The organism is Brachyspira hyodysenteriae ATCC 27164 (genome assembly GCF_001676785.2).
Classification (GTDB): Bacteria; Spirochaetota; Brachyspiria; order Brachyspirales; family Brachyspiraceae; genus Brachyspira; species Brachyspira hyodysenteriae.
This window is the reverse complement of the sequence record NZ_CP015910.2, coordinates 486,684-507,054: the sequence shown is the minus strand read 5'-3', so window position 1 is coordinate 507,054 and position 20,371 is coordinate 486,684. Positions and strand designations below refer to the sequence as shown.

Here is a 20,371-nt window from a genome sequence, read left to right as displayed (position 1 = left end):
AAGCCAACTTTGGCTAATTTACTATACACTCACAATTTTTATGATACCCCCACAAAAATTAATAATTATATATAATACTGTTATTACTACATAAAATTACTGCTTTGCTATTTCTATTATCTTTTTTAAATCTATTTTACCTTCATATATAGCTTTTCCAACTATAGCACCATTAATTTTCATATCTCTCAATTTTATAATTTCATCTTCAAAAGTTACACCGCCTGAAGCTATAATATTGCATGAAATTTTTTCTCTTAACTCTTTATAAATATCTAAATTAGTACCGGAAAGTTTACCATCCTTTGAAATATCTGTATATATAATAGTATCTATCCCCATACTATCTAATTTCATACAAAACTCTACAGAATCTTGTTTATTAATTTCTTTCCAGCCTTTAACTGCTATCATTCTATCTCTTGAATCTATAGATACTGCTATATGCTCTTTATATTTATTAATCATATCATTAGTAAAATCAATATTTTCAACAGCAGCAGTTCCTAATATTGTTCTTTTTACACCTATATCCAAATACTTTTTTATAGTGTCTTCATTTCTTATACCGCCGCCCACTTCTACAAATAAATCGCATTTCTTTATTACTTTTTCTATAGTTTTAAAATTAATAGTTTCTCCGTCGCTTGCACCATCCAAATCAACTACATGCAAATAACTGCTTCCGCTTTCAATAAAGAAATCCAAAACTTCTAAAGGATCATTAAAATAAGTTGTTTTATTATCATAATTACCTTCTACAAGTCGTACAACTTCTCCGTTTTTTAAATCTATTGCAGGCAGTATATACATCTTCAATCCCCTCAAAATATTATTATTTATTATAGCATATAATTTATAAATGTAAAAATTAATAAACTCTATTTTTTTTCTAAAACTCCGATATTTAATTTCAGATTAATTTAAATTCAATGGATTTTATTATGATTAAAAACTTATATATAGAAAATTTCAGAGGCTTTGATAAATTAAAGATAGATAATATAAAAAAAATAAATTTTCTAGTTGGCAAAAATAACTGCGGAAAAACAAGCGTACTTGAAGCTTTAATGCTTATTTTATCAGAATCTCGTATTAAGATAATTGAAAATATAAAAGCTATAAACAGATTCACAGAAAATAAAGCAGAAATAAGAACCCTATTTCATAATTTTGACTATAATAACAATATAAATTTGAATTACAATGAAGATAATAATATAAGCTATAATATAAATATAAGCCCAATATTTAAAGATGAAAAAATGATTAATGATGATAATATTGAGTTAAATTACAATATGATTATTTCTAATGAAGATACTAATACCATAGAAGAAAAAAAAATAACCATACCTAATATTAATAATACTATATTTATGATGAGCAGAAAATCTGAAAATATAGATAGTAAAAGAGAAGCTTATATACCTAATACAGTAGAATATCATTCATTAAGTAATTATTTAGTAGAAATATTAAAAAATAAAAATGAAGAAGAATTACTAAAAATGATTTCATTTTTCAATAAAGATATAAAAGCAATTAGTATGCTAAAAAATGATATATATATAAATATTGATGGTATAAATGAATTAGTATTATTAAATTTAATGGGTGATGGATTAAAAAAATATTTATCTATTATATTACCTATAATAACAAATAAATATAATACTATTTTAGTTGATGAAATAGAAAATGGGCTTCATCATAAAACTATTAAACATTTATTAAGAAGCATATTAAATCTAAGTAAAAATAATGACATTCAAATGTTCTTCACAACTCATAGCTATGAAGTATTAAAATTTTTATCTGAAATAGTTAATGATGAGTTTAATGATATAAAAGATACTGTAAATGTTATCAATATAGTCAATACAGAAAATGAAGGATTTCAATCATATAATTATGATATGGATAACATTAAAGAATTACTCGAAAATGATTCTGATATAAGGTACTAATTATGAATCAAAAATATTTAATATTAGTTAAAGGTAAAGCTGATAAAAAATTTTTAGAAGATTATATAAAACATAATTATAATAATTTTAATTAAAATATTAAGATAGAAATAAATAATGGTAACAGTTTTAATGAAAAGAAAATAATTCATATAAAAAAATATATTGATGATAATCATAAATTAATTGTAATATTTGATGCTGATAACGATATACAAAATTCTATTGATAATATAAAAAACAATTTAACAAATTATAATTTACATGATGAAGATATATTTTTATTTCCAAATAATAAAGATAATGGTAATTTAGAAAACATACTAATTAATATTGCTGTAAGAAAAGAAATAATGAATTGTTTTGATAATTATACAAAATGTATAGAAGCATTAAATGACACAAATATTCCAGTAAATAAATCAAAAGTATATGCATATTTAGAATCTATAAAAGTAGATAATAAAAAAGAAATTAAGGAAGATAAAAGAGATTATACCAATAATGAAATTTGGAATATAGATAGTGATTATTTAATACCATTGAAAATTTTTTTTGATAAACATTTTGTTAATGGAAATTAATTCTTATATTTTCATCAACTTACCGCACGCAGAATTTAGATAAAAATATAAACTTAATTATCAATTCAATTTCATTATACACAAAAATTTAGTTCACCGTGCGTTGAATGCATTCTAAATCTAATAAAAACTTGGGTGGGGTCTATAATTTATGATAAAGCTATAAAGATAATAAAAATTAAAATCCTAAATTAAACAATAAAAAATAAAGGGCGGGGTATGTAATTAAAATAAAAAAGAGTACGGACTTTTTTAATCCATACTCTTTAATCTTTTTATTTTTTAAGTAATAATGTTTTATTTTACAACTATATTTACAAGTTTTCCTTTAACATAAACAACTTTAACAATGTTTTTACCGTCTGTGAATGCTTTAACTTTTTCGCTTGCTAATGCCTGAGCTTTTGCATCATCTTCGCTTATATTAACATCAGCTTCTATTCTGTCTCTTATCTTACCATTAACTTGGAATACTAACTCGAATGTATCATCTTTGCAATACTGTTCATCATGTTCAACCCATCTTTCTTCGAGTATCATTTTTCCGAAGTTTAATATCTGATAAAGTTCTTCTGTCATATGAGGAGCTATAGGATTAAGAAGTATTAAATATCCTCTTATAACTTCTTTAAACATAGCATAATCATCATTATTAGCTAATTTTATTACAGACATATCATTCAAAAGCTCCATCAAAGCAGCAATTGCAGTATTGAAATGGAATCTGTCTTTAATATCTATTGTAACTTTCTTAATAGTTTTATTGTATTTTCTGAATAATTTTTGTCCTTCTTTTGAAAGGTTATTATAATCAAATGATTTGCCGTTTTTGAATGCTTCTTCATCTTTGTATTTAAGGAATAAGTTCCAAATTCTATTTAAGAATCTTGAAGAACCTTTAACACCTTCATCAGACCATTCTTTATCTTTTTCAGGAGGAGCAACAAACATAACGAATATTCTAACAGCATCAGCACCAAAAAGTTCTATAATCTCAGCAGGATCAATACCATTAGCTTTTGATTTAGACATCTTTTCCATTTTTACTATAATGTCTTCTTTTTTAATTCCATCTTTCTCATACTCTTTATTGTTCATTTGTTCCTGAGTATAGAATTTCTTTAACTCTCTTGATTCATAGCTATTTGCTAAAACCATACCTTGAGTAAGAAGTCTATTGAAAGGCTCATCACCTTTAACGAGTCCTATATCTCTCATAAACTTGTACCAGAATCTTGAATATAAAAGATGCATACAAGCATGTTCAATACCGCCTATATACTGATCAACTCCAAGCCAAGCATTTGCAGCTGAAGGATCGAAAGGCATCTGATTGTTATGAGCATCTGTATATCTAGCATAATACCAGGAACTGCATGTGAATGTATCCATAGTATCAGTTTCTCTTCTAGCCTTGCCGCCGCATTTAGGACAAGTCGTATTAACGAATGATTCTGATTTTTTAAGAGGGTTATCACCAACTGTAAACTCTATATCCATAGGAAGTGTTATAGGAAGTTCGCTTTCAGGTACAGGAACAACACCGCATTTCTCACAATGTACAAATGGTAAAGGATTGCCCCAATATCTTTGTCTTGATATAAGCCAGTCTCTAAGTTTATACTGAACTTTCTCTTTTCCAAAGCCTTTTTCTGTAGCATACTCTATTGCTCTTTTTATAGCATCTCTTGAAGAAAGTCCATTTAAAATATCTGAATTAACAACTGTACCGTCTTCAGTATAAGCCTCTGTCATGTTTTCAGCTTTTAAAGAATTATCAGCATTTTGTATAACAACTTTTACAGGAATATTGTATTTTTTAGCAAATTCAAAGTCCCTTTGGTCATGAGCAGGAACAGCCATTACAGCACCGCTACCATACTCAGCTAAAACGAAATTAGCAGCATATAAAGGAGCTTTCTCGCCATTAAATGGATTAACTACATATCTTCCAGTGAATACACCTTCTTTCTCATAATCTGTTTTTTGGTCTATTTTAGCAGACTTTTTAATGAACTCCTCTACAGCACTCTTCTGTTCAGTGGTACACATATCTAAAAGTCCATCATAGTTCCAAGCTATAGCCATATAAGTAACACCATAAATAGTGTCTGGACGAGTTGTAAATATAGGGAAAGCTTTACCGTCATCTAAATTGAAATTGATATAAGCACCTACACTTCTTCCTATCCAGTTTTTCTGCATAGCTATAACATTATCAGGCCAATAACCTTCTAATAATTTCAAATCTGCATCTAATTGTTCTGCATAATCAGTAACTTTTATATACCATTGTTCAAGTTTCTTTTTAGTAACTTCTCCGTCGCATCTCCAGCAAGTACCTTCAGGAGTAACCTGTTCATTTGCAAGTACTGTATTACAATGATCGCACCAGTTAACATCTCCACCTTTTCTATATAAAAGACCTTTCTCATACATTTTTAATATGAACCATTGTCCCCATTTATAATAATCAGGCAAACAAGTAGTAACTTCTCTATCCCAATCATAAGAATATCCAAGTAAGTTTAACTGATCTTTCATATTAGCAATATTTTTTAAAGTCCATTCAGCAGGGTGAGTTTTATGTTCTATAGCAGCATTTTCTGCAGGCATACCAAAAGCGTCCCAACCCATTGGGTGTAAAATATCATATCCTAACAGTTTATAGTATCTAGCTATAGAGTCAGCTATAGTATAATTAGAAACGTGCCCCATATGCATTTTTCCAGATGGGTATGGAAACATTTCTAGTACATAGTATTTTTTGTCTGTAGGTTTAGATACTGTTTTGAAAGACTGATTATCTTTCCAGAATTTCTGCCATTTCTTTTCAATGGTAGTAAAATTATATTCCATGATTAACACTCCGTAGTTTGTTTGATAGATACTATTAATTTTTATTAAAATATTAAAATTTAGTTTACATATTTTTAATGTCAAAAATTATATTGCAAATTCATATATTTTTCAAGTGATAATATTATTTTAAATTTTATTACACACCCCGCCCTTTTGTTTATACAACATTATTTTGAAATTCTAATTTTTATTATCTTTACAGTCAAATAAGAAATTAAAGCACCCACCCAAACGATTATTAAATAAAAAATGCATTCAACGCACGGTTAGTCAGATTTTATATATAATAAAAATTAATATTCAAAACTAATTTATATTTATAATGCCATTCTGCGTGCGGTGTGAAAATTCAAAATCTAAACAAATCTAGGGCGGGCGTTATAGCAACAGTGAAATCTAAAAAAATAATAGAATAATGATTACAAAGAAAACAATAAAACAAAATGGGCGGGATTTAGAAGAAAGTTATTATAGTTCATCTTCCGATATATTGGTAATCTTTAATAATTTTTTCAAAAGCCCTATCTTTAAATCATCATTTTTATGTACTGGTATCGATATTCTAAAATCACTTCCTGATTTTACATAAATATAATGACTTCCATTTATTCTAGCAAGAACCCAACCATGATTCTCTAATAATTTACAAAATTTTTTACCACTTATGGTTTTCATAATACTACATCAATAGTTTTTACAATATTATCTTTATTATATTCTTCAATATCAACTGAAAGACATCCTTCAATAGCTTCTTTTATATTGAATTCTAATTCTTCCATAGTATCAGCTTGAGTAAAACACCCTTTTATAGATGGAACTTCTGCCCAAAAACCATCCTCATCTTGATGTACAATAACTTTAAAAACCATAATAGATACCTCTGTAATAATTATATTTAATATCAATAAAAAAAACAATATATTATAAAATATATTTATCTTCAATTTTTTTATATTTTCTATAACATCATTATTATTAGTAGTATATAATTAGAAAATTTTTATATAATATTTCAATGATTATTCATAATACCATTCTAAATACGGTAGGGAAATTCCAAATCTAAAAAATCTAGAGAGGGCGTAATACTAATAGTGAAAACTAAAAATAATAATAGAATAATAATAACAAAGAAAATAGTAAAATAAAATGGGCGGGATTTAGAAGAAAATTCAATATATGAATAAATTTAAAAAAATTTCTTGACTCTGGAGTTTACTTCAATGATATAATATAATTATATAAATTTATGAAGGAGATTATAAAATGAAAAAAGCTATATTAATAACTATTATATCAATATTATATATTGTATCATGTAATGACTCTTCTAATGCTCAGACAACTGCACAAAATAATACTACAGTTAATAATCAAAATAATTCTTCAAACGCAATGTATAATCAGGAATTGAAAAAAGCCCCTATCAATATACAAACTAATGCAAACGGCAGAGTAAAAACTAGAGGCTTTGCAGCAGTTTCAGCTAATATGGATTTTAAATATCATGAGTTTACAAGACATGCTGTAGGAAGCAATGATGTTTTGATAGAAATACTTTATGCTGGAATATGCCATAGCGATATACATGTTGTTGAAGGAAAATCAAGCAATACTCCTTTAGTTGTAGGACATGAAATAGCAGGCAGAGTCGTACAGGTTGGAAATGCAGTAACAAAATTCAAAGTGGGAGATTTTGCAGGTGTGGGCTGTATGGTAAACTCTTGCGGACAATGCGAAAGCTGTTTAGATAATTTAGAACAGTACTGTTTAAATAGAGCAGTTTATACTTACGGTTCAAGAGACAGATTCCATAATAATGAAATCACTCAAGGAGGATACTCTGATAATATAGTAGTATCTGAAGATTTTGCAATACTTATACCAGATAATGCGGAACTAGATAAAGTTGCTCCGCTTCTTTGTGCAGGTATTACAACTTATTCACCTATACAAGTTATGAATGTAAAAAAAGGCGATAAAATAGGTATTGCAGGATTCGGAGGACTTGGATCTATGGCTGTAAAATATGCTGTAAAATTAGGTGCTGAGGTTACTGTATTTGATATAACAGAAGATAAAAGACAGGACGCTTTAAATATGGGAGCTGTAAAGTATGTTAATGTTAATAATGCAGAAGATTTAAAAAATGTTAATAACACTCTTAATTATATAATAAGTACAATTCCAGCTTATTATGATGTTAATATGTATATGCGTATGCTTAAAAGAGGCGGTACTATGTGTATATTAGGACTTCCTAGAACATCCAAAATGCCCACTCTTATAGCAATGGTGGGACAGCATGGCAGTAAAAAATTATTCGGCTCACTTATAGGAGGCATAAAAGAAACTCAGGAAATGCTTAACTATTCTATAGAAAATAATATTTACCCTACTGTAGAAATAATAAAAGCAGATGCTCAAACTATATCAGAAGCTTATAGAAAAGTTATAGACGGAAAAGTAAAATTCAGATATGTAATAGATATTCGTACTATAAACAAATAAAAATAATTTTGTATAATAATAAATAAAGGCTGAAAGTTTTATACTTACAGCCTTTTATTTTTTATACATAATAAAATTAATTATTTATATTCTACAAATATATTTTTAGAACTGCCGCATATAGGACATTTATCTGGTGCTGAATCAGCCTCAACATAACCGCAAATTGCACATAAATAATATTTATCTGCCAAATGTTTATTATTTTGCAAATCATTCATAGATTTAGTAAATAAAGCATTATGAGATTTTTCTACTTTTATTATATTATTAATCTCATTTGCCATTTCTTTTTTATTTTCTTTATTTATTATTTTCAATAATTCAGGATACATTTTAGTATATTCATAAGAAGTCATTGATTGAGCTGATTTTAAATTTTCAATGTCAGTTCCTACCTTAGGATCTCCTACCTGAGCTTTTAAAATAGTATCTGTTATCTTATCTTGAATAGCAGCATTATATAAAATATTAGCATGACAAGATTTTGAGTCAGAAACAGATAAAAATAAATTAGCTATAGCCTTATTTTTTGAAGCTGCTGAAAATTTAGCATAAGCAAAAGAAGAATTAATCTCCATATCATAAGCCTTAGATACAGCCTCTAAAGAATTTTTCACCGCTTGTGAATTTTGAGAATATAGAACAAAACTGAAAATTAAAAAAATATAAATAAGTAATGATTTCTTTAACATAAAACTTCCTCCATACTTATTAACAACTAAATATTAAAACTTTGTATAATTTATTTTATTAAAATTAATTTCCAAATTTTATTCCAAAATTTAAAGCAATTTCTAAACTGCTAAATCCATACTTATTTATAAAACTGCTTAATAACGGAGCTCCTAACTGACTGTCAATATAATCAATATCATAAAATATACCAAAGTCATAAGTTATATTAAATCCAAATAAAAATGCAACATGTTCATTAAAATAAAAATAATCATCTAATTGCAATTTTATATATGGTATAATAGGATAAGTAAAATTTTTATTTATATCATTGAAAGAAAGTTTTTGATTTTCTCCTGTACCGTCAATATAACTCTCTGCATATCCTCCAAAAGGTATTTTCATTCCAAAACCAATACCTATACTTAATACTGTTTTAATATTATAATTCGGACTTATAGATGTAAGCAAATCCTTTAAATCTATATTGAATTTAGGCATTAGACCAACTAATAAGGTATCAAAAGCTAAAGTATCTTTAAACTCTATGGAAGAATAATGAAATGATGCTGAAAAAGTTTGTCTGTAATATCCAATCTCTGTTAAAACACTTATAGAATATTTACCATCATTTATTGAAAATTTATGTCCGAAATTTCCTATAACTCCTGCAGAAAAACTTCCATTTCCTTTAAGATTATTTACATTAACATTTTTAGTATCCAACATAGGAAATGTTAATGTAAAAGATAATGGTGCATATATGCTAGCATCAAATTGTGAGAATAATGTATTTGCAAAAAATAATAGAAATGAAAATATTGTAATGAATATTTTTTTCATTTTAATGCTCCTATTTTTATTTAAGACATAAAACTTTAATTACATGCCCCGCCCTTTATTCTTCATTACTTAATTAAAAATTATAATATCAATTATTTTTATGCTTAATCAGAAAATGCATTCCCGCCCAAGCTTTTATTATATAAGCAATATTTTTGAAAAATATATTTATTAATACTGCAAAAAATCTACGAATACAGAAAAATCATTACTTAAATACTCATCAGATATTTTTATTTTGCATTGTAAATTCAAATCTTTAACTATATCACAAATCATATTAAATACCTCATCTTTTTTATAGTAATAATATTTATCACCATATTTTTCTTTGCATGAAATATCAAGCAAATTAAAACATACACCTTTTCTAGCAGCAATCAAAAAATCTTTTACAGCATTTTTTAAAAACTCTTCATTGTTTCCAAGATTAAGATTAAATATACCGGAAGAATATATATAATCAAAATCATCTTTTGTATCAGAATTCTTAAAAAAATCTATAGTCATAAATTGAGGATGGATATTTTTAAAGTTTTTACTCTTAGCCCTCTCAATCATCTCAGGCATTATATCGATACCAATATAGTAAGTATTAATATTCTGTTTATCTATATACTCAGCTAAATGTCCAAGCCCGCAGCCAACATCTAGCAAAATAGACTTTCTTATATCAAAATGATTAAGCAAAGCAGAAAATCTTGCCTCCTGAGCTTCCTGTGATTCCCAATCTAACACTTTATACTCTGGTATATTAAAATCTTTTACCCTTTCTATATAATGCTCTATTATTATTGATTTTTTATTGTTACTCTCCATATATCCTTCCAAAAATATTTTTTATAATTCTTTATAATTATTTTAGTGATAATTTATATATTGTTTTATGACTGTAATTTCTGTCAGCATCAAATATTATGCTTGGAAAATGCGGGAAGTTTACAGCACCCGGTAAATACTCTGTTTCAAAACAAAATGCATTATGCTTATTTAAAACTGTATTTCTAACTTCTCTATTATTAAGCATATTGCCTGAATAGAAATGCATAGCTGGTTTTGTAGTATAAAGCTCTAAAGTAATGCCTGTTTTTTCACTATAGCATGAAGCTCTTAATTTATTTAAATTATTTTCTTCTTCATTGGTATGGGATAATATATTTTTTTCATTAAATATAAAACAATTATCATAACCATTTGCTTTTTCTATATCAGCACCTATTTTTTTTGTTTTAGTAAAATCAAAAGGAGTGTTTTCTGTTTTTAAGATCTCTCCTGTAGATACGCATTCATCTGTTACTGGCAAATAAAATGAAGAATCTATAAATAAATCATGATCATATATAGTATCTTCCCCATTAAGATTCCAATAAGCATGATTAGTAAGATTTATTGGTGTAGGAGCATTAACTGCTGCAAAATATTCTATGATTATTTCATTATCATCAGTCAAAGAATATGTTATATCTATATCCATATTGGCAGGATATCCTTCATCACCTTCATTTGAACTATAGCTAAATACTACAGAATGATTATCTAAAAACTTAGAATCAAACTGCTGAAATGATATTCCTTTTTCACCGCCATGTAAATGATGTTTTCCATTATCATTTTTAGTTAATTTATATGTTTGTCCGTCAAGTGTAAATTCTGAATTTATTGTTCTGTTCGCTATTCTTCCTACAGAAGCACCTATATAATCATGAGGATTTAAATAAAATGAATAATCATCACTTCCAAATGATACCTGAATTTCTTTACCGTTTTTATCTTTGAAAAATACACCAGCTATTGATGCCCCTATATCTGTAAGTTTTAATATCATATCATTTTCATTTTTTAATTCATATAAAAGATATCCGTTTCCAAAATTTTTAACTTGCATAATAACAAACTCCATATTTTATATAGTAATAAGATATTATACCATTATACAGCATTATTTCAATAATATAAAAAAAGATAAAAAATATATTGATATTTTTCGATATGTATGCTATATTAACGCATCGATAAACTTCGATATATAAATTTAATAAGGATACTATTAATATGAAAGACTATAAAAAAGAAGCAGTAATATTCAAAGCGTTCTGCGATGAAAACAGACTTCAAATATTAGATATGATTAAAGATACTGAAATATGTGCCTGCAAACTTTTAGAAGAATTAAAAATAGTGCAGTCTACATTATCGAATCATATGAAAATATTATGCGATGCTGAAGTAGTGATACCAAGAAAAGAAGGCAAATGGACTTATTACAGCATAAACAAAGAAGGTTTTGAAAGAGCAAAAAATGTTTTGAATTACTATTCATCAAAAATTAGTAAAGACAAAAAAATAAAAACTCTATGCGATTAAAAAATAATATTAAAGATAATATTTAGGAGTATTTTATAATGGAAAATAAGAAAGAGTCTATAAGTTTTTTTCAGAAATATTTAACTTTATGGGTATTTATATGCATGATTATAGGAGTATTAATATCTAAATTCCTGCCTATAATCCCAAATACATTAAATAAATTTGAATATGCAAATGTTTCTATACCCATAGCAATATTAATATGGCTTATGATATATCCTATGATGATGAGTGTTGATTTTCAAAGTATAAAAAATATTACAAAAAATCCTCAAGGTTTATTTGTTACTTGGATTGTAAATTGGCTTATAAAACCTTTTACTATGTTTTTTATAGCTTCTTTCTTTTTTTATACTATACTCAATAATTTTATACCAAAAGATTTAGCAAAAGAATATTTAGTTGGTGCTGTACTTTTAGGAGCTGCTCCATGTACTGCTATGGTATTTGTTTGGAGTGCATTAACAAATGGAAATCCATCATATACTGTAGTGCAGGTTGCAACTAATGATTTAATAATACTTATAGCATTCGTTCCTATAGTAAAATTTTTATTAGGAATATCGAATGTTACAGTTCCTTGGGATACATTATTTTTATCTGTTGTGTTATTTGTACTTATACCATTAACAGCAGGAATTATTACAAGAGTTTATGTATGCAGTAAAAAAGGAATAGAATATTTCAATAATACTTTTATACATAAATTTGATAATATAACAATAATAGGACTGCTATTAACATTAATATTATTATTCAGCTTTCAAGGAAATGTAATACTATCTAACCCTATTCATATAATTTTGATAGCTATACCTTTAATATTACAAACCTTTTTAATATTTTTTATAGCATATATTGCAAGCTATTTATTAAAACTTCCTCATAATGTAGCGGCACCTGCAGGAATGATAGGGGCATCAAATTTCTTTGAGCTTGCTGTTGCCGTAGCTGTATCATTATTCGGAGTTAATTCCGGAGCGGCACTTGCAACAATTGTAGGCGTATTGGTAGAAGTACCTGTAATGCTTACTCTTGTAAAAATAGCAAATGCCACAAAAAATAAATTCAAAAATTAATAATAAGAAATTAACAATATAATTTTTTTAATAAATTAGGAGTTATAAAAAATGGAAATTATAAAATCAATATTCATCTTTATACAAGATCAAATAATATCAATGAAATGGCTTAATACTTTAATAGGAAATATATTAAATAATTTTGCCTTATCAGAAACAGTTAAAGGAATAATACAATTTTTTATTTATGATGTTATCAAAATATTTGTACTGTTATCAGTTCTTATATTTTGTATATCATATATTCAGTCATTTTTTCCGCCTGAAAGAACAAAAAAAATATTGGGCAGATTTAATGGAATATCAGCGAATATATTAGCAGCTTTACTTGGAACTGTTACGCCATTTTGTTCATGTTCATCGATTCCTCTTTTTATAGGTTTTACTTCAGCAGGAATACCTATTTCAATGGCATTTTCATTTTTAATATCATCTCCATTAGTAGATTTAGCTTCTTTGATACTTTTATCAAGTATATTCGGTATGAAGATTGCAATTGCTTATGTAATAGTTGGTCTTATACTTGCAGTTCTTGGAGGTACCTTGATAGGTAAACTAAAAATGGAAAAATATTTAGAAGACTTTATAAAAAATATAAAAATGAATAATACAGAAATAGCGATACAAACTATGACAAAAAAAGAAAGATTAATATATTCAAAAGAACAGGTTATACAAACTATCAAAAAAGTTTATTTATATATTTTTATAGGAGTAGGTATTGGTGCTTTTATTCATAATGTTATACCTTCTCAGTGGATAGATACAATATTAGGAAAAAATAATTGGTATTCTGTGCCTTTAGCATCTTTAGTAGGAATTCCAATGTATGCTGATATATTCGGAACTTTACCTATAGCTGAAAGTTTATTTTATAAAGGTGCTGGACTTGGTACTATCTTATCATTTATGATGTCTGTTACTGCTTTATCTTTACCATCTATTATTATGCTAAAAAAAGCAGTAAAAATGCCTCTTTTAATGTTTTTTGTATTTATAGTAACTTTGGGAATAATTATTATTGGATACTTATTCAATAATTTTTATTTTCTTTTTGTATGATTTAATTTTTAGTAGATACTAAAAATTTTTAAGTTTGTCAATTTTTTTATTCAACTTTTTCCCGCCGCAAAAAGTTGCAAAAAGTGCAAGTATAAAATGAGTACTAAATAATACTAATTATGTTTTACATGTAATATAAAATATTAAATTTACGCTAAAACATAGCTTTTCGCCTTCCATAGGCACACTTCGTGAGGTGGGCTGTACCTGTAGCAATAAAAGAAGTGGGAGCTTACCCTACTGGTACGCTTCGCGGTGGACAAAGCCTCAGATATAAAAACAAAAATATAAATTTATTTTTGACAAAATATAGTTGTTTAGGTGATATCAATAATAAAAAACTATAAAAAGGAGTAAATTATGTTTTTTAATAACAATAAAAAATCAAAATGCATCTGCGGCGGATTATGCTCAGATACATCTGAAGAAAATGCAAGAATAAAAATATTAGGTACAGGCTGTCTTAATTGTAAAAAATTAGAAGAAAACACATTAAAAGCTTTAAAAGATATGGGAGTTAATTTAACAGTAGGACATGTCTATGATATAGAAAAAATAGCTGCCTATGGAGTTATATCCACACCTAGCTTAGTATTAGATGAAAATGTATTATCTTATGGTAAAGTACTGAATAAAGATGAAATAATTGAACTATTAAAAGATAAATTGTAAAAAATGTATGATTTTTTTAATTTTTAAATTTGCAATTATTCTATATATACCTATAATATGTATATACTAACTTTGGAGGTATATTATGGCTATAGAAAAAATACAATTTGGCTGAGGATGTTTGCCTGACCCTCTAGAGGATGAGGGTATAGAAAGAGAAGTAGAAAAAATACTGCTTTTAGGGAATGATGATAAAAATTCTCTTGATATGCTTGATAATTTAAGAAGAGCTATATTAGATCTAAATTTAGATTTATCCATAAAATATACTGACAGCAAAGGAAGTATGTCATATTACGGAGTTATGACTTTGCCTGCTCTTATTGTAAATGATGAACTTATATCTTATGGAGAGGTCTTGGATAGAGAAAAAATAGTTAATATTTTAAAAGAAAAATTATAATAAAATGATAAAAAAGGAGTAAGTATGTCATTAAAAGATATATTATTTGGGAAAGGCGGATGCGGCTGAGGTCCTTCTATTACCCCCTTCGTTGAAGAGGAAACTATAAAAGAATCACCTATAGAAGCAAGAGTAAAAATATTAGGTACAGGATGCTCTAATTGTAAAAAATTAGAGGAAAATACAATAGCTGCTATAGAAGAAGCAAAACTTGATTTAGCTATTAAATATGTAGAAGATATGGCTGAAATTGCTTCTTACGGAGTAATGTCAACTCCTGCCCTATTATTAGATGATAAAGTTCTTTCATATGGTAAAGTTCTAAGTAAAGAAGAGATCATTAAAATCCTAAAAGAAAATCTATAGTATTTTTCTTATTCTCAAAATTATAAAAGGTTAAATATTTATATATTTAGCCTTTTTTGTTTATATAATAAATAATTTTTTTAATATTTATTTGACAATTGATATTTAGTGTACTATCATATTATTATAATCATATTGACATACTAGTATATAAATAATAGAGGTAATAAAAAATGTCATACATAGTAGGTTTCGGAGAGATAATGTTAAGACTCTCATCGGTAGATAATGAAAGATTATTTCAATCATCAAAACTCAATGCAACATTCGGAGGTGTGGAAGCTAATATTTGCGTTTTGGCTTCTATATTCGGATTAAAAAGCAGATATGTAACAGCACTTCCTAATAATGCCATAGGAAAAAAGGTTGAAGAATTATTATTAAGTCATAGAGTTGATACATCTGCGATATCTTGGGAAGGAAAAAGACTAGGTATATACTTTGTAGATACTGGAAATAACTATAGAACTTCTAATGTTATTTATGACAGAGAGTATTCTTCTATATCTATGGCTTTAATAGAAGATTTTGATTGGGATAAAGTGTTTAAAGATGCCTCATATTTTCATATAAGCGGAGTAACACCTGCAATAAGTCAGACTGCTGCTGATCTTACACTATTTGCAGTAAAAGAAGCAAAAAAAAGAAATGTAAAAGTGTCATGCGATATAAATTATAGAAAAAAATTATGGAAATACGGCAAAACTATAGAGGAAGTAATGCCTGAAATTGTACAATATTCTGATATAGTATTTGCTAATGAATATGATGCTGTAAAAATATTAGGTATAAAAAGTAATGCTGATGTAGACGGAAATATAAACGACGAAGATTATAAGTATATTATGCAGCAATTAATCGATAAATATTCATTAGAAATGGTAATAACAACAAAAAGAGAAACTGTAAGTTCTAATCATAATAATATATATAGTATGTTATATACTAATAAAAATTTATATAAATCAAAAAAATACTATATAAAAAATATTATTGACAGAATAGGAACTGGAGATTCATTTGCTGCCGGAATACTTTCAGGTATACAGCTATTTGACAATTATCAGGATATATTAGAATTTGCCACTGCTTCATTTTGTATAAAGCATAGTATACCTGGTGATTGGAATTTAACCACAAAAGATGAGGTAATAAATTTAATGAAATCTGAAAATGGTTTAGATGTAAAAAGATAAATTCTCTACTTATTAAAATATTCAGGGAATTTATTTTTCAAAAACACCATGTCATCTTTTACATGAGTCAAATGTACTTCCATAAGAGGAATAAGTTTTTTTATATTTTTTTCCTTTATAAAAAGAAGTATATTCTGATGTTCTATTAATGTTCTATTTCTATCCATTTCCATTATATTAAATATTCTAGCTCTGTTAAAATGTTTTATAGAATCTCTTATTAAGCTAAAAGTTAATTTTTTATCTGCTATTGAAAATAATAACTCATGAAAATCATTATCTAATTTAAGAAGTTCATAAAATTTATTAGTATTTATATTTTTCTCATATTGTTCTATATTTTTATTCAATAATTTTAAATCTTTTTCTGTATGATTTTTGCAAACCATTTTTATGATTTCTTTTTCAAGAACCATTCTCATAAAACTAGTTTCTTCAACTATACTAGTATCTATCAATGAAACCCTAGTACCTTTCTGAGGGTATATTTCCATCAAATTAATCTTCTCAAGTCTGGAGAAAGCCTCTCTTATAGGAGTTCTGCTTATAGATAATACCTCACTTACTATCTTTTCACTAATAAAAGTGCCAGGAAGCAATGTCATATTTATTATATTATATTCCAAACATCTAACAGCATAATCACCTATAGGTTCATTAACTTCTCTTTCTAATATTATTAAATTATCTGCATTATTATTCTTGGCTTTAGGCATAATGTAAAAATAGATCCTTCAAATTATTATTTTTTATCATTGTTATTAAAAATTGTTCACAATTTATATGTTTGTCTTCTCATATTTATAAAAGATACATCATTTATAAATAAACTTCAAGCAATAAAAAATAAATAAAAAAACAGCGAATATTACTTTTTTACAAAAAAATCATCTTTTTTATTGACATTGGATTTTATTTTTACTAAAATACTAGTATGTTAGTAAAGGAGTTATATATGAGAAAATTATTAACTAATATCTTAGCCATTTCATTATTAGCAAGCACTGCATTATTTGCTCAGCAAGCAGCAAATACTCAAACAAATCCTGCTTATCAGTTTTTTAATGTGTATCCAGGTTCAATGAAAATGTTAAGTTTTTACATTGAATATGCTTCAGGAGATTTGACAAGTTTGGGAACAGATCCTAAAGCAAAAAGAATGATGGAAAATTTTGACACAAAATTAACTTATATGCAGACATTAAAAAGTGCTCCATGGTTAGGTTTTGGATTTATATTTCAAGCACAATTTGATAATCCAAGCGTATATGATCCTACTTGGAAAGAGGGAAGCAGAAGCGGAAAAAACAGCTCTAATCCTTTTTCTTCTGTCGAATTGACAGGTAACATGTATTTATTTAATACTTTCAGTTTAGGCTTTACTTCAACAGGAGATTTTGTATTTGTAATGTATTTGAATAAAAAACTTCCTGATGTTGCAGCATTCAAATCTCATTCTATAACATTTATGGCTCAGCAGAATATATATTTAAGAGGAAATCAATATGATCCTAATACAGGTAAATTAAATCAAGGTTGGTATGACGGTACTGAATTCAGAGTAGCTTATCAAATGCGCTTCAATGATTGGTTCGCTTTAAGACCTGAAATACAATTTAAAATATTATCAGGTGCTCAAACTTCATTTAATGACTGGTATTGGATAAGATTCAATCCTCGTTTACAGTTTTTCCTAGAAGAATGGACTTTCTTTATCGAACCTAGATTATTCTACGGCGGTATATTCAAGCAAGATATGTCTGCTGCTGGAATAGGACATTCTGAATTTAATAAAAATGGATGGGGATTTGAACTTAAAGTTGGTATTGATTTAACAAAATTATTCTTTGATTAATGATGCTAAATAAATATTTTAATTAAGAATTACGGAGGAAATTATTTTTATGGTTAATTCTATGTTATATCCTAGAGAAAGCAAAACAAGAAGAGTTGTTGATATATCCGGAATGTGGGAATTTAAGATTGACTCCAACAATGAAGGCAGAAAAAATGGTTATGCTAACGGACTTAAAGACACTACATTTATACCTGTACCATCTAGTTTTAATGATCTTTTTACAGATAAAAACATAAGAGAGCATGCAGGAGATGTATGGTATGAAACATCATTTTATCTGCCTTCAGAATGGAAAGACAAAGATGTTAATATAAGATTCGGTTGTGCAACTCATGAAGCTACTGTATATATTAATGGAAAAGAAGTATGTACTCATGTGGGAGGATTTATGCCTTTCAATGCTCCTGTAAATGAAGCAGGCATATTCGGAGAAAAAAATAAATTAGTTGTAGTTGTTAATAATGAACTTAGCAATACTACTATACCTTGCGGACATACTGAAACTAAACCTTCAGGCAAAAAATATATTAAGCCTTCTTTTGACTTCTTTAACTATGCCGGATTAAACAGACCTGTAAAAATCACTGTTACAAATAAAGAATATATACATGATATAGATATAGTATCAGATGTAAACGGCAGTGACGGAATTGTAAACTATGAAGTACATACTACAGGCGAAAACAAAGTATATATTAAAATACTTGATGAAGAAGGTAATGAAGCTGCAAGTGCCGAAGGAAAAAGCGGAAAAATAGTTATAAAAAATGCTAAACTATGGAATCCAAAGGCTTCTTATTTATATAAATTCATAGCCTGCATAAAAAACGGTGATGAACTTATAGATGAATACTATTTAGACTTTGGAATAAGAACTGTTAAAGTTGAAGGAACTAAGTTTTTAATTAATGGAAAACCTTTCTACTTTACAGGATTTGGAAAACATGAAGACAGTGAAATAGCAGGAAGAGGATACAACCCTCCTGTTATAAAAAGAGATTTTGAACTCATTAAATGGATTGGAGCAAATTCATTTAGAACATCTCATTATCCTTATAGTGAAGAAATAATGCAGGCTGCTGACAGGGAAGGGATAGTAATAATAGATGAAGTTGCTGCTGTAGGTATGTTTGATGTAGGTTCAGTACTAAACCCTGGTGCTTCAAAAACTGATTATTTCTCTTTAGATGAAGTACATAACAAAACTAAAGAGGTACATAAAAAAGCAGTTGAAGAACTTATCAAAAGAGATAAAAATCACCCTTCTGTTGTTATGTGGAGTTTATTCAATGAGCCTGATACTTCAAAAGATGAAGCTGTTCCATATTTTGAGGATATATTCAATTTTGCTAAAAGTCAGGATAAACAAAATCTGCCTAAAACTTTTGCTGCTATTCAGGCATCTTCACCTGGAAAATGTAAATGTATGCATTTATGCGATGTGATTACATTAAATAGATATTATGGATGGTATTTCTTAGGCGGTTATGAAATAGATATGTCAGAAGAAAAATTCAGAGAAGAAATGAATTTATATTCTAGCATGAATAAACCAGTTATGTTCACTGAATATGGAGCTGATACTTATGCAGGTGTTCATAAACTTCCTTCTGTTATGTGGTCTGAAGAATATCAATGCGAATATTATGAAATGAATTTCAAAGTTTTTGATAGCTATGACTTTATAGTTGGAGAACAATTATGGAACTTCGCTGACTTCCAAACTACTGAAGGAATATTCAGAGTAGACGGAAATAAAAAAGGTATATTCACAAGAAATCGTCAGCCTAAAGCAGTTGCTCATTACATAAGAAACAGATGGACTAAATTGCCATTAGATTATAAATCCAAAAAATAATCATTATTAAAATTAGGGTAGAAAATTTCAATATTTTCTGCCCTTTTTACAAAACG

At 27.1% G+C, this 20,371-nt stretch carries 21 protein-coding genes; 12 read left to right on the top strand and 9 right to left on the bottom strand.

Annotation, left to right across the window (positions count from 1 at the left end):
* Window positions 1-96: 96 nt before the first annotated feature.
* Window positions 97-813 (bottom strand): 1-(5-phosphoribosyl)-5-[(5-phosphoribosylamino)methylideneamino]imidazole-4-carboxamide isomerase, encoded by a 717-nt coding sequence (gene hisA, locus BHYOB78_RS02330; RefSeq protein ID WP_020064309.1) that lies wholly within the window; start codon window positions 811-813, stop codon window positions 97-99.
* 131 nt (window positions 814-944) lie between these two features.
* On the opposite strand from hisA, the gene BHYOB78_RS02325 reads away from it, so the two are divergent.
* Together BHYOB78_RS02325 and BHYOB78_RS13865 are read left to right on the top strand one after the other, a co-directional pair.
* A complete protein-coding gene (locus BHYOB78_RS02325; RefSeq protein WP_020064310.1) occupies window positions 945-1,970 on the top strand; it encodes an AAA family ATPase in 1,026 nt (341 codons plus the stop codon).
* A gap of 98 nt (window positions 1,971-2,068) precedes the next feature.
* Window positions 2,069-2,554 carry a DUF3226 domain-containing protein gene (locus BHYOB78_RS13865; protein ID WP_313955017.1) on the top strand — a complete coding sequence of 162 codons (486 nt, stop codon included), beginning with the start codon at window positions 2,069-2,071 and terminating at the stop codon, window positions 2,552-2,554.
* A gap of 297 nt (window positions 2,555-2,851) precedes the next feature.
* Here BHYOB78_RS13865 and leuS read toward each other — a convergent pair whose 3' ends face one another.
* The 3 genes from leuS to BHYOB78_RS02305 form a co-directional block, all read right to left on the bottom strand.
* Window positions 2,852-5,413, bottom strand: a complete 2,562-nt coding sequence (leuS, locus tag BHYOB78_RS02315; RefSeq protein WP_020064311.1) for a leucine--tRNA ligase — start codon at window positions 5,411-5,413, stop codon at window positions 2,852-2,854.
* 471 nt (window positions 5,414-5,884) lie between these two features.
* Window positions 5,885-6,091: a type II toxin-antitoxin system HicA family toxin gene (locus BHYOB78_RS02310; RefSeq protein WP_020064312.1), complete on the bottom strand. Its 207-nt coding sequence runs from the start codon at window positions 6,089-6,091 to the stop codon at window positions 5,885-5,887.
* Window positions 6,088-6,288: a type II toxin-antitoxin system HicB family antitoxin gene (locus BHYOB78_RS02305; RefSeq protein WP_020064313.1), complete on the bottom strand. Its 201-nt coding sequence runs from the start codon at window positions 6,286-6,288 to the stop codon at window positions 6,088-6,090. The genes BHYOB78_RS02310 and BHYOB78_RS02305 overlap by 4 nt, the downstream gene beginning before the upstream one ends.
* A 397-nt stretch (window positions 6,289-6,685) precedes the next feature.
* Here BHYOB78_RS02305 and BHYOB78_RS02300 point away from each other — a divergent pair, with 397 nt between their 5' ends.
* Window positions 6,686-7,930, top strand: coding sequence for an NAD(P)-dependent alcohol dehydrogenase (locus tag BHYOB78_RS02300; RefSeq protein ID WP_020064314.1), 1,245 nt, complete (start codon window positions 6,686-6,688; stop codon window positions 7,928-7,930).
* 80 nt (window positions 7,931-8,010) lie between these two features.
* Here the strand turns inward: BHYOB78_RS02300 and BHYOB78_RS02295 are convergent, their stop codons facing one another.
* The 4 genes from BHYOB78_RS02295 to BHYOB78_RS02280 all read right to left on the bottom strand — a co-directional run bounded on the left by BHYOB78_RS02295 (window position 8,011) and on the right by BHYOB78_RS02280 (window position 11,336).
* Window positions 8,011-8,625, bottom strand: coding sequence for a rubrerythrin family protein (locus BHYOB78_RS02295; RefSeq protein WP_020064315.1), 615 nt, complete (start codon window positions 8,623-8,625; stop codon window positions 8,011-8,013).
* 64 nt (window positions 8,626-8,689) lie between these two features.
* The gene (locus BHYOB78_RS02290; RefSeq protein ID WP_020064316.1) at window positions 8,690-9,451 is read right to left on the bottom strand and encodes a hypothetical protein; all 762 of its coding nucleotides are present in this window, start codon (window positions 9,449-9,451) and stop codon (window positions 8,690-8,692) included.
* Between the two features lie 171 nt (window positions 9,452-9,622).
* The gene (locus BHYOB78_RS02285) at window positions 9,623-10,270 is read right to left on the bottom strand and encodes a class I SAM-dependent methyltransferase (RefSeq protein WP_028331315.1); all 648 of its coding nucleotides are present in this window, start codon (window positions 10,268-10,270) and stop codon (window positions 9,623-9,625) included.
* A gap of 37 nt (window positions 10,271-10,307) precedes the next feature.
* A complete protein-coding gene (locus BHYOB78_RS02280) occupies window positions 10,308-11,336 on the bottom strand; it encodes an aldose epimerase family protein (RefSeq protein ID WP_028331316.1) in 1,029 nt (342 codons plus the stop codon).
* A gap of 167 nt (window positions 11,337-11,503) precedes the next feature.
* Between BHYOB78_RS02280 and BHYOB78_RS02275 the strand changes: the two genes are divergently transcribed.
* From BHYOB78_RS02275 to BHYOB78_RS02245, 7 genes are all read left to right on the top strand, one after another.
* The gene (locus tag BHYOB78_RS02275; protein ID WP_020064319.1) at window positions 11,504-11,815 is read left to right on the top strand and encodes an ArsR/SmtB family transcription factor; all 312 of its coding nucleotides are present in this window, start codon (window positions 11,504-11,506) and stop codon (window positions 11,813-11,815) included.
* A 38-nt stretch (window positions 11,816-11,853) separates the two neighbouring features.
* Window positions 11,854-12,897 (top strand): ACR3 family arsenite efflux transporter, encoded by a 1,044-nt coding sequence (gene arsB / locus BHYOB78_RS02270; RefSeq protein WP_020064320.1) that lies wholly within the window; start codon window positions 11,854-11,856, stop codon window positions 12,895-12,897.
* Between the two features lie 51 nt (window positions 12,898-12,948).
* Window positions 12,949-13,962 (top strand): permease, encoded by a 1,014-nt coding sequence (locus BHYOB78_RS02265; protein ID WP_020064321.1) that lies wholly within the window; start codon window positions 12,949-12,951, stop codon window positions 13,960-13,962.
* A gap of 360 nt (window positions 13,963-14,322) precedes the next feature.
* Entirely contained in the window at window positions 14,323-14,634 is a 312-nt protein-coding gene (locus tag BHYOB78_RS02260) for a thioredoxin family protein (RefSeq protein ID WP_020064323.1), read from the top strand.
* 85 nt (window positions 14,635-14,719) lie between these two features.
* Complete coding sequence (gene sec1 / locus BHYOB78_RS02255; protein WP_204368333.1) at window positions 14,720-15,037, top strand: thioredoxin-like selenoprotein Sec.1; 318 nt, start codon at window positions 14,720-14,722, stop codon at window positions 15,035-15,037.
* A 24-nt stretch (window positions 15,038-15,061) separates the two neighbouring features.
* Entirely contained in the window at window positions 15,062-15,403 is a 342-nt protein-coding gene (gene sec2, locus BHYOB78_RS13385; RefSeq protein ID WP_204368332.1) for a thioredoxin-like selenoprotein Sec.2, read from the top strand.
* 173 nt (window positions 15,404-15,576) lie between these two features.
* On the top strand, window positions 15,577-16,599 hold the full coding sequence (locus tag BHYOB78_RS02245) for a sugar kinase (protein ID WP_020064325.1): 1,023 nt from the start codon (window positions 15,577-15,579) through the stop codon (window positions 16,597-16,599).
* 5 nt (window positions 16,600-16,604) lie between these two features.
* Here BHYOB78_RS02245 and BHYOB78_RS02240 read toward each other — a convergent pair whose 3' ends face one another.
* Window positions 16,605-17,315, bottom strand: a complete 711-nt coding sequence (locus BHYOB78_RS02240; protein WP_020064326.1) for a GntR family transcriptional regulator — start codon at window positions 17,313-17,315, stop codon at window positions 16,605-16,607.
* A 239-nt stretch (window positions 17,316-17,554) separates the two neighbouring features.
* Here BHYOB78_RS02240 and BHYOB78_RS02235 point away from each other — a divergent pair, with 239 nt between their 5' ends.
* Both BHYOB78_RS02235 and uidA read left to right on the top strand, forming a co-directional pair.
* Complete coding sequence (locus tag BHYOB78_RS02235) at window positions 17,555-18,454, top strand: hypothetical protein (protein WP_020064327.1); 900 nt, start codon at window positions 17,555-17,557, stop codon at window positions 18,452-18,454.
* 49 nt (window positions 18,455-18,503) lie between these two features.
* Window positions 18,504-20,315, top strand: a complete 1,812-nt coding sequence (uidA, locus tag BHYOB78_RS02230; RefSeq protein ID WP_020064328.1) for a beta-glucuronidase — start codon at window positions 18,504-18,506, stop codon at window positions 20,313-20,315.
* Window positions 20,316-20,371 lie beyond the last annotated feature (56 nt).

Excerpts from the sequence above, each read along its gene's own strand:
- BHYOB78_RS02305 (WP_020064313.1), bottom strand. The coding sequence starts at position 6,288 with ATGGTTTTTAAAGTTATTGTACATCAAGATGAGGATGGTTTTTGGGCA.
- BHYOB78_RS02275 (WP_020064319.1), top strand. The coding sequence starts at position 11,504 with ATGAAAGACTATAAAAAAGAAGCAGTAATATTCAAAGCGTTCTGCGAT.
- BHYOB78_RS02295 (WP_020064315.1), bottom strand. The coding sequence starts at position 8,625 with ATGTTAAAGAAATCATTACTTATTTATATTTTTTTAATTTTCAGTTTT.
- BHYOB78_RS02235 (WP_020064327.1), top strand. The coding sequence starts at position 17,555 with ATGAGAAAATTATTAACTAATATCTTAGCCATTTCATTATTAGCAAGC.
- BHYOB78_RS02240 (WP_020064326.1), bottom strand. The coding sequence starts at position 17,315 with ATGCCTAAAGCCAAGAATAATAATGCAGATAATTTAATAATATTAGAA.
- BHYOB78_RS02325 (WP_020064310.1), top strand. The coding sequence starts at position 945 with ATGATTAAAAACTTATATATAGAAAATTTCAGAGGCTTTGATAAATTA.
- arsB (WP_020064320.1), top strand. The coding sequence starts at position 11,854 with ATGGAAAATAAGAAAGAGTCTATAAGTTTTTTTCAGAAATATTTAACT.
- leuS (WP_020064311.1), bottom strand. The coding sequence starts at position 5,413 with ATGGAATATAATTTTACTACCATTGAAAAGAAATGGCAGAAATTCTGG.
- BHYOB78_RS02260 (WP_020064323.1), top strand. The coding sequence starts at position 14,323 with ATGTTTTTTAATAACAATAAAAAATCAAAATGCATCTGCGGCGGATTA.
- BHYOB78_RS02300 (WP_020064314.1), top strand. The coding sequence starts at position 6,686 with ATGAAAAAAGCTATATTAATAACTATTATATCAATATTATATATTGTA.
- hisA (WP_020064309.1), bottom strand. The coding sequence starts at position 813 with ATGTATATACTGCCTGCAATAGATTTAAAAAACGGAGAAGTTGTACGA.
- BHYOB78_RS02285 (WP_028331315.1), bottom strand. The coding sequence starts at position 10,270 with ATGGAGAGTAACAATAAAAAATCAATAATAATAGAGCATTATATAGAA.
- BHYOB78_RS02245 (WP_020064325.1), top strand. The coding sequence starts at position 15,577 with ATGTCATACATAGTAGGTTTCGGAGAGATAATGTTAAGACTCTCATCG.
- BHYOB78_RS02280 (WP_028331316.1), bottom strand. The coding sequence starts at position 11,336 with ATGCAAGTTAAAAATTTTGGAAACGGATATCTTTTATATGAATTAAAA.
- uidA (WP_020064328.1), top strand. The coding sequence starts at position 18,504 with ATGGTTAATTCTATGTTATATCCTAGAGAAAGCAAAACAAGAAGAGTT.
- BHYOB78_RS02265 (WP_020064321.1), top strand. The coding sequence starts at position 12,949 with ATGGAAATTATAAAATCAATATTCATCTTTATACAAGATCAAATAATA.
- BHYOB78_RS02310 (WP_020064312.1), bottom strand. The coding sequence starts at position 6,091 with ATGAAAACCATAAGTGGTAAAAAATTTTGTAAATTATTAGAGAATCAT.
- BHYOB78_RS02290 (WP_020064316.1), bottom strand. The coding sequence starts at position 9,451 with ATGAAAAAAATATTCATTACAATATTTTCATTTCTATTATTTTTTGCA.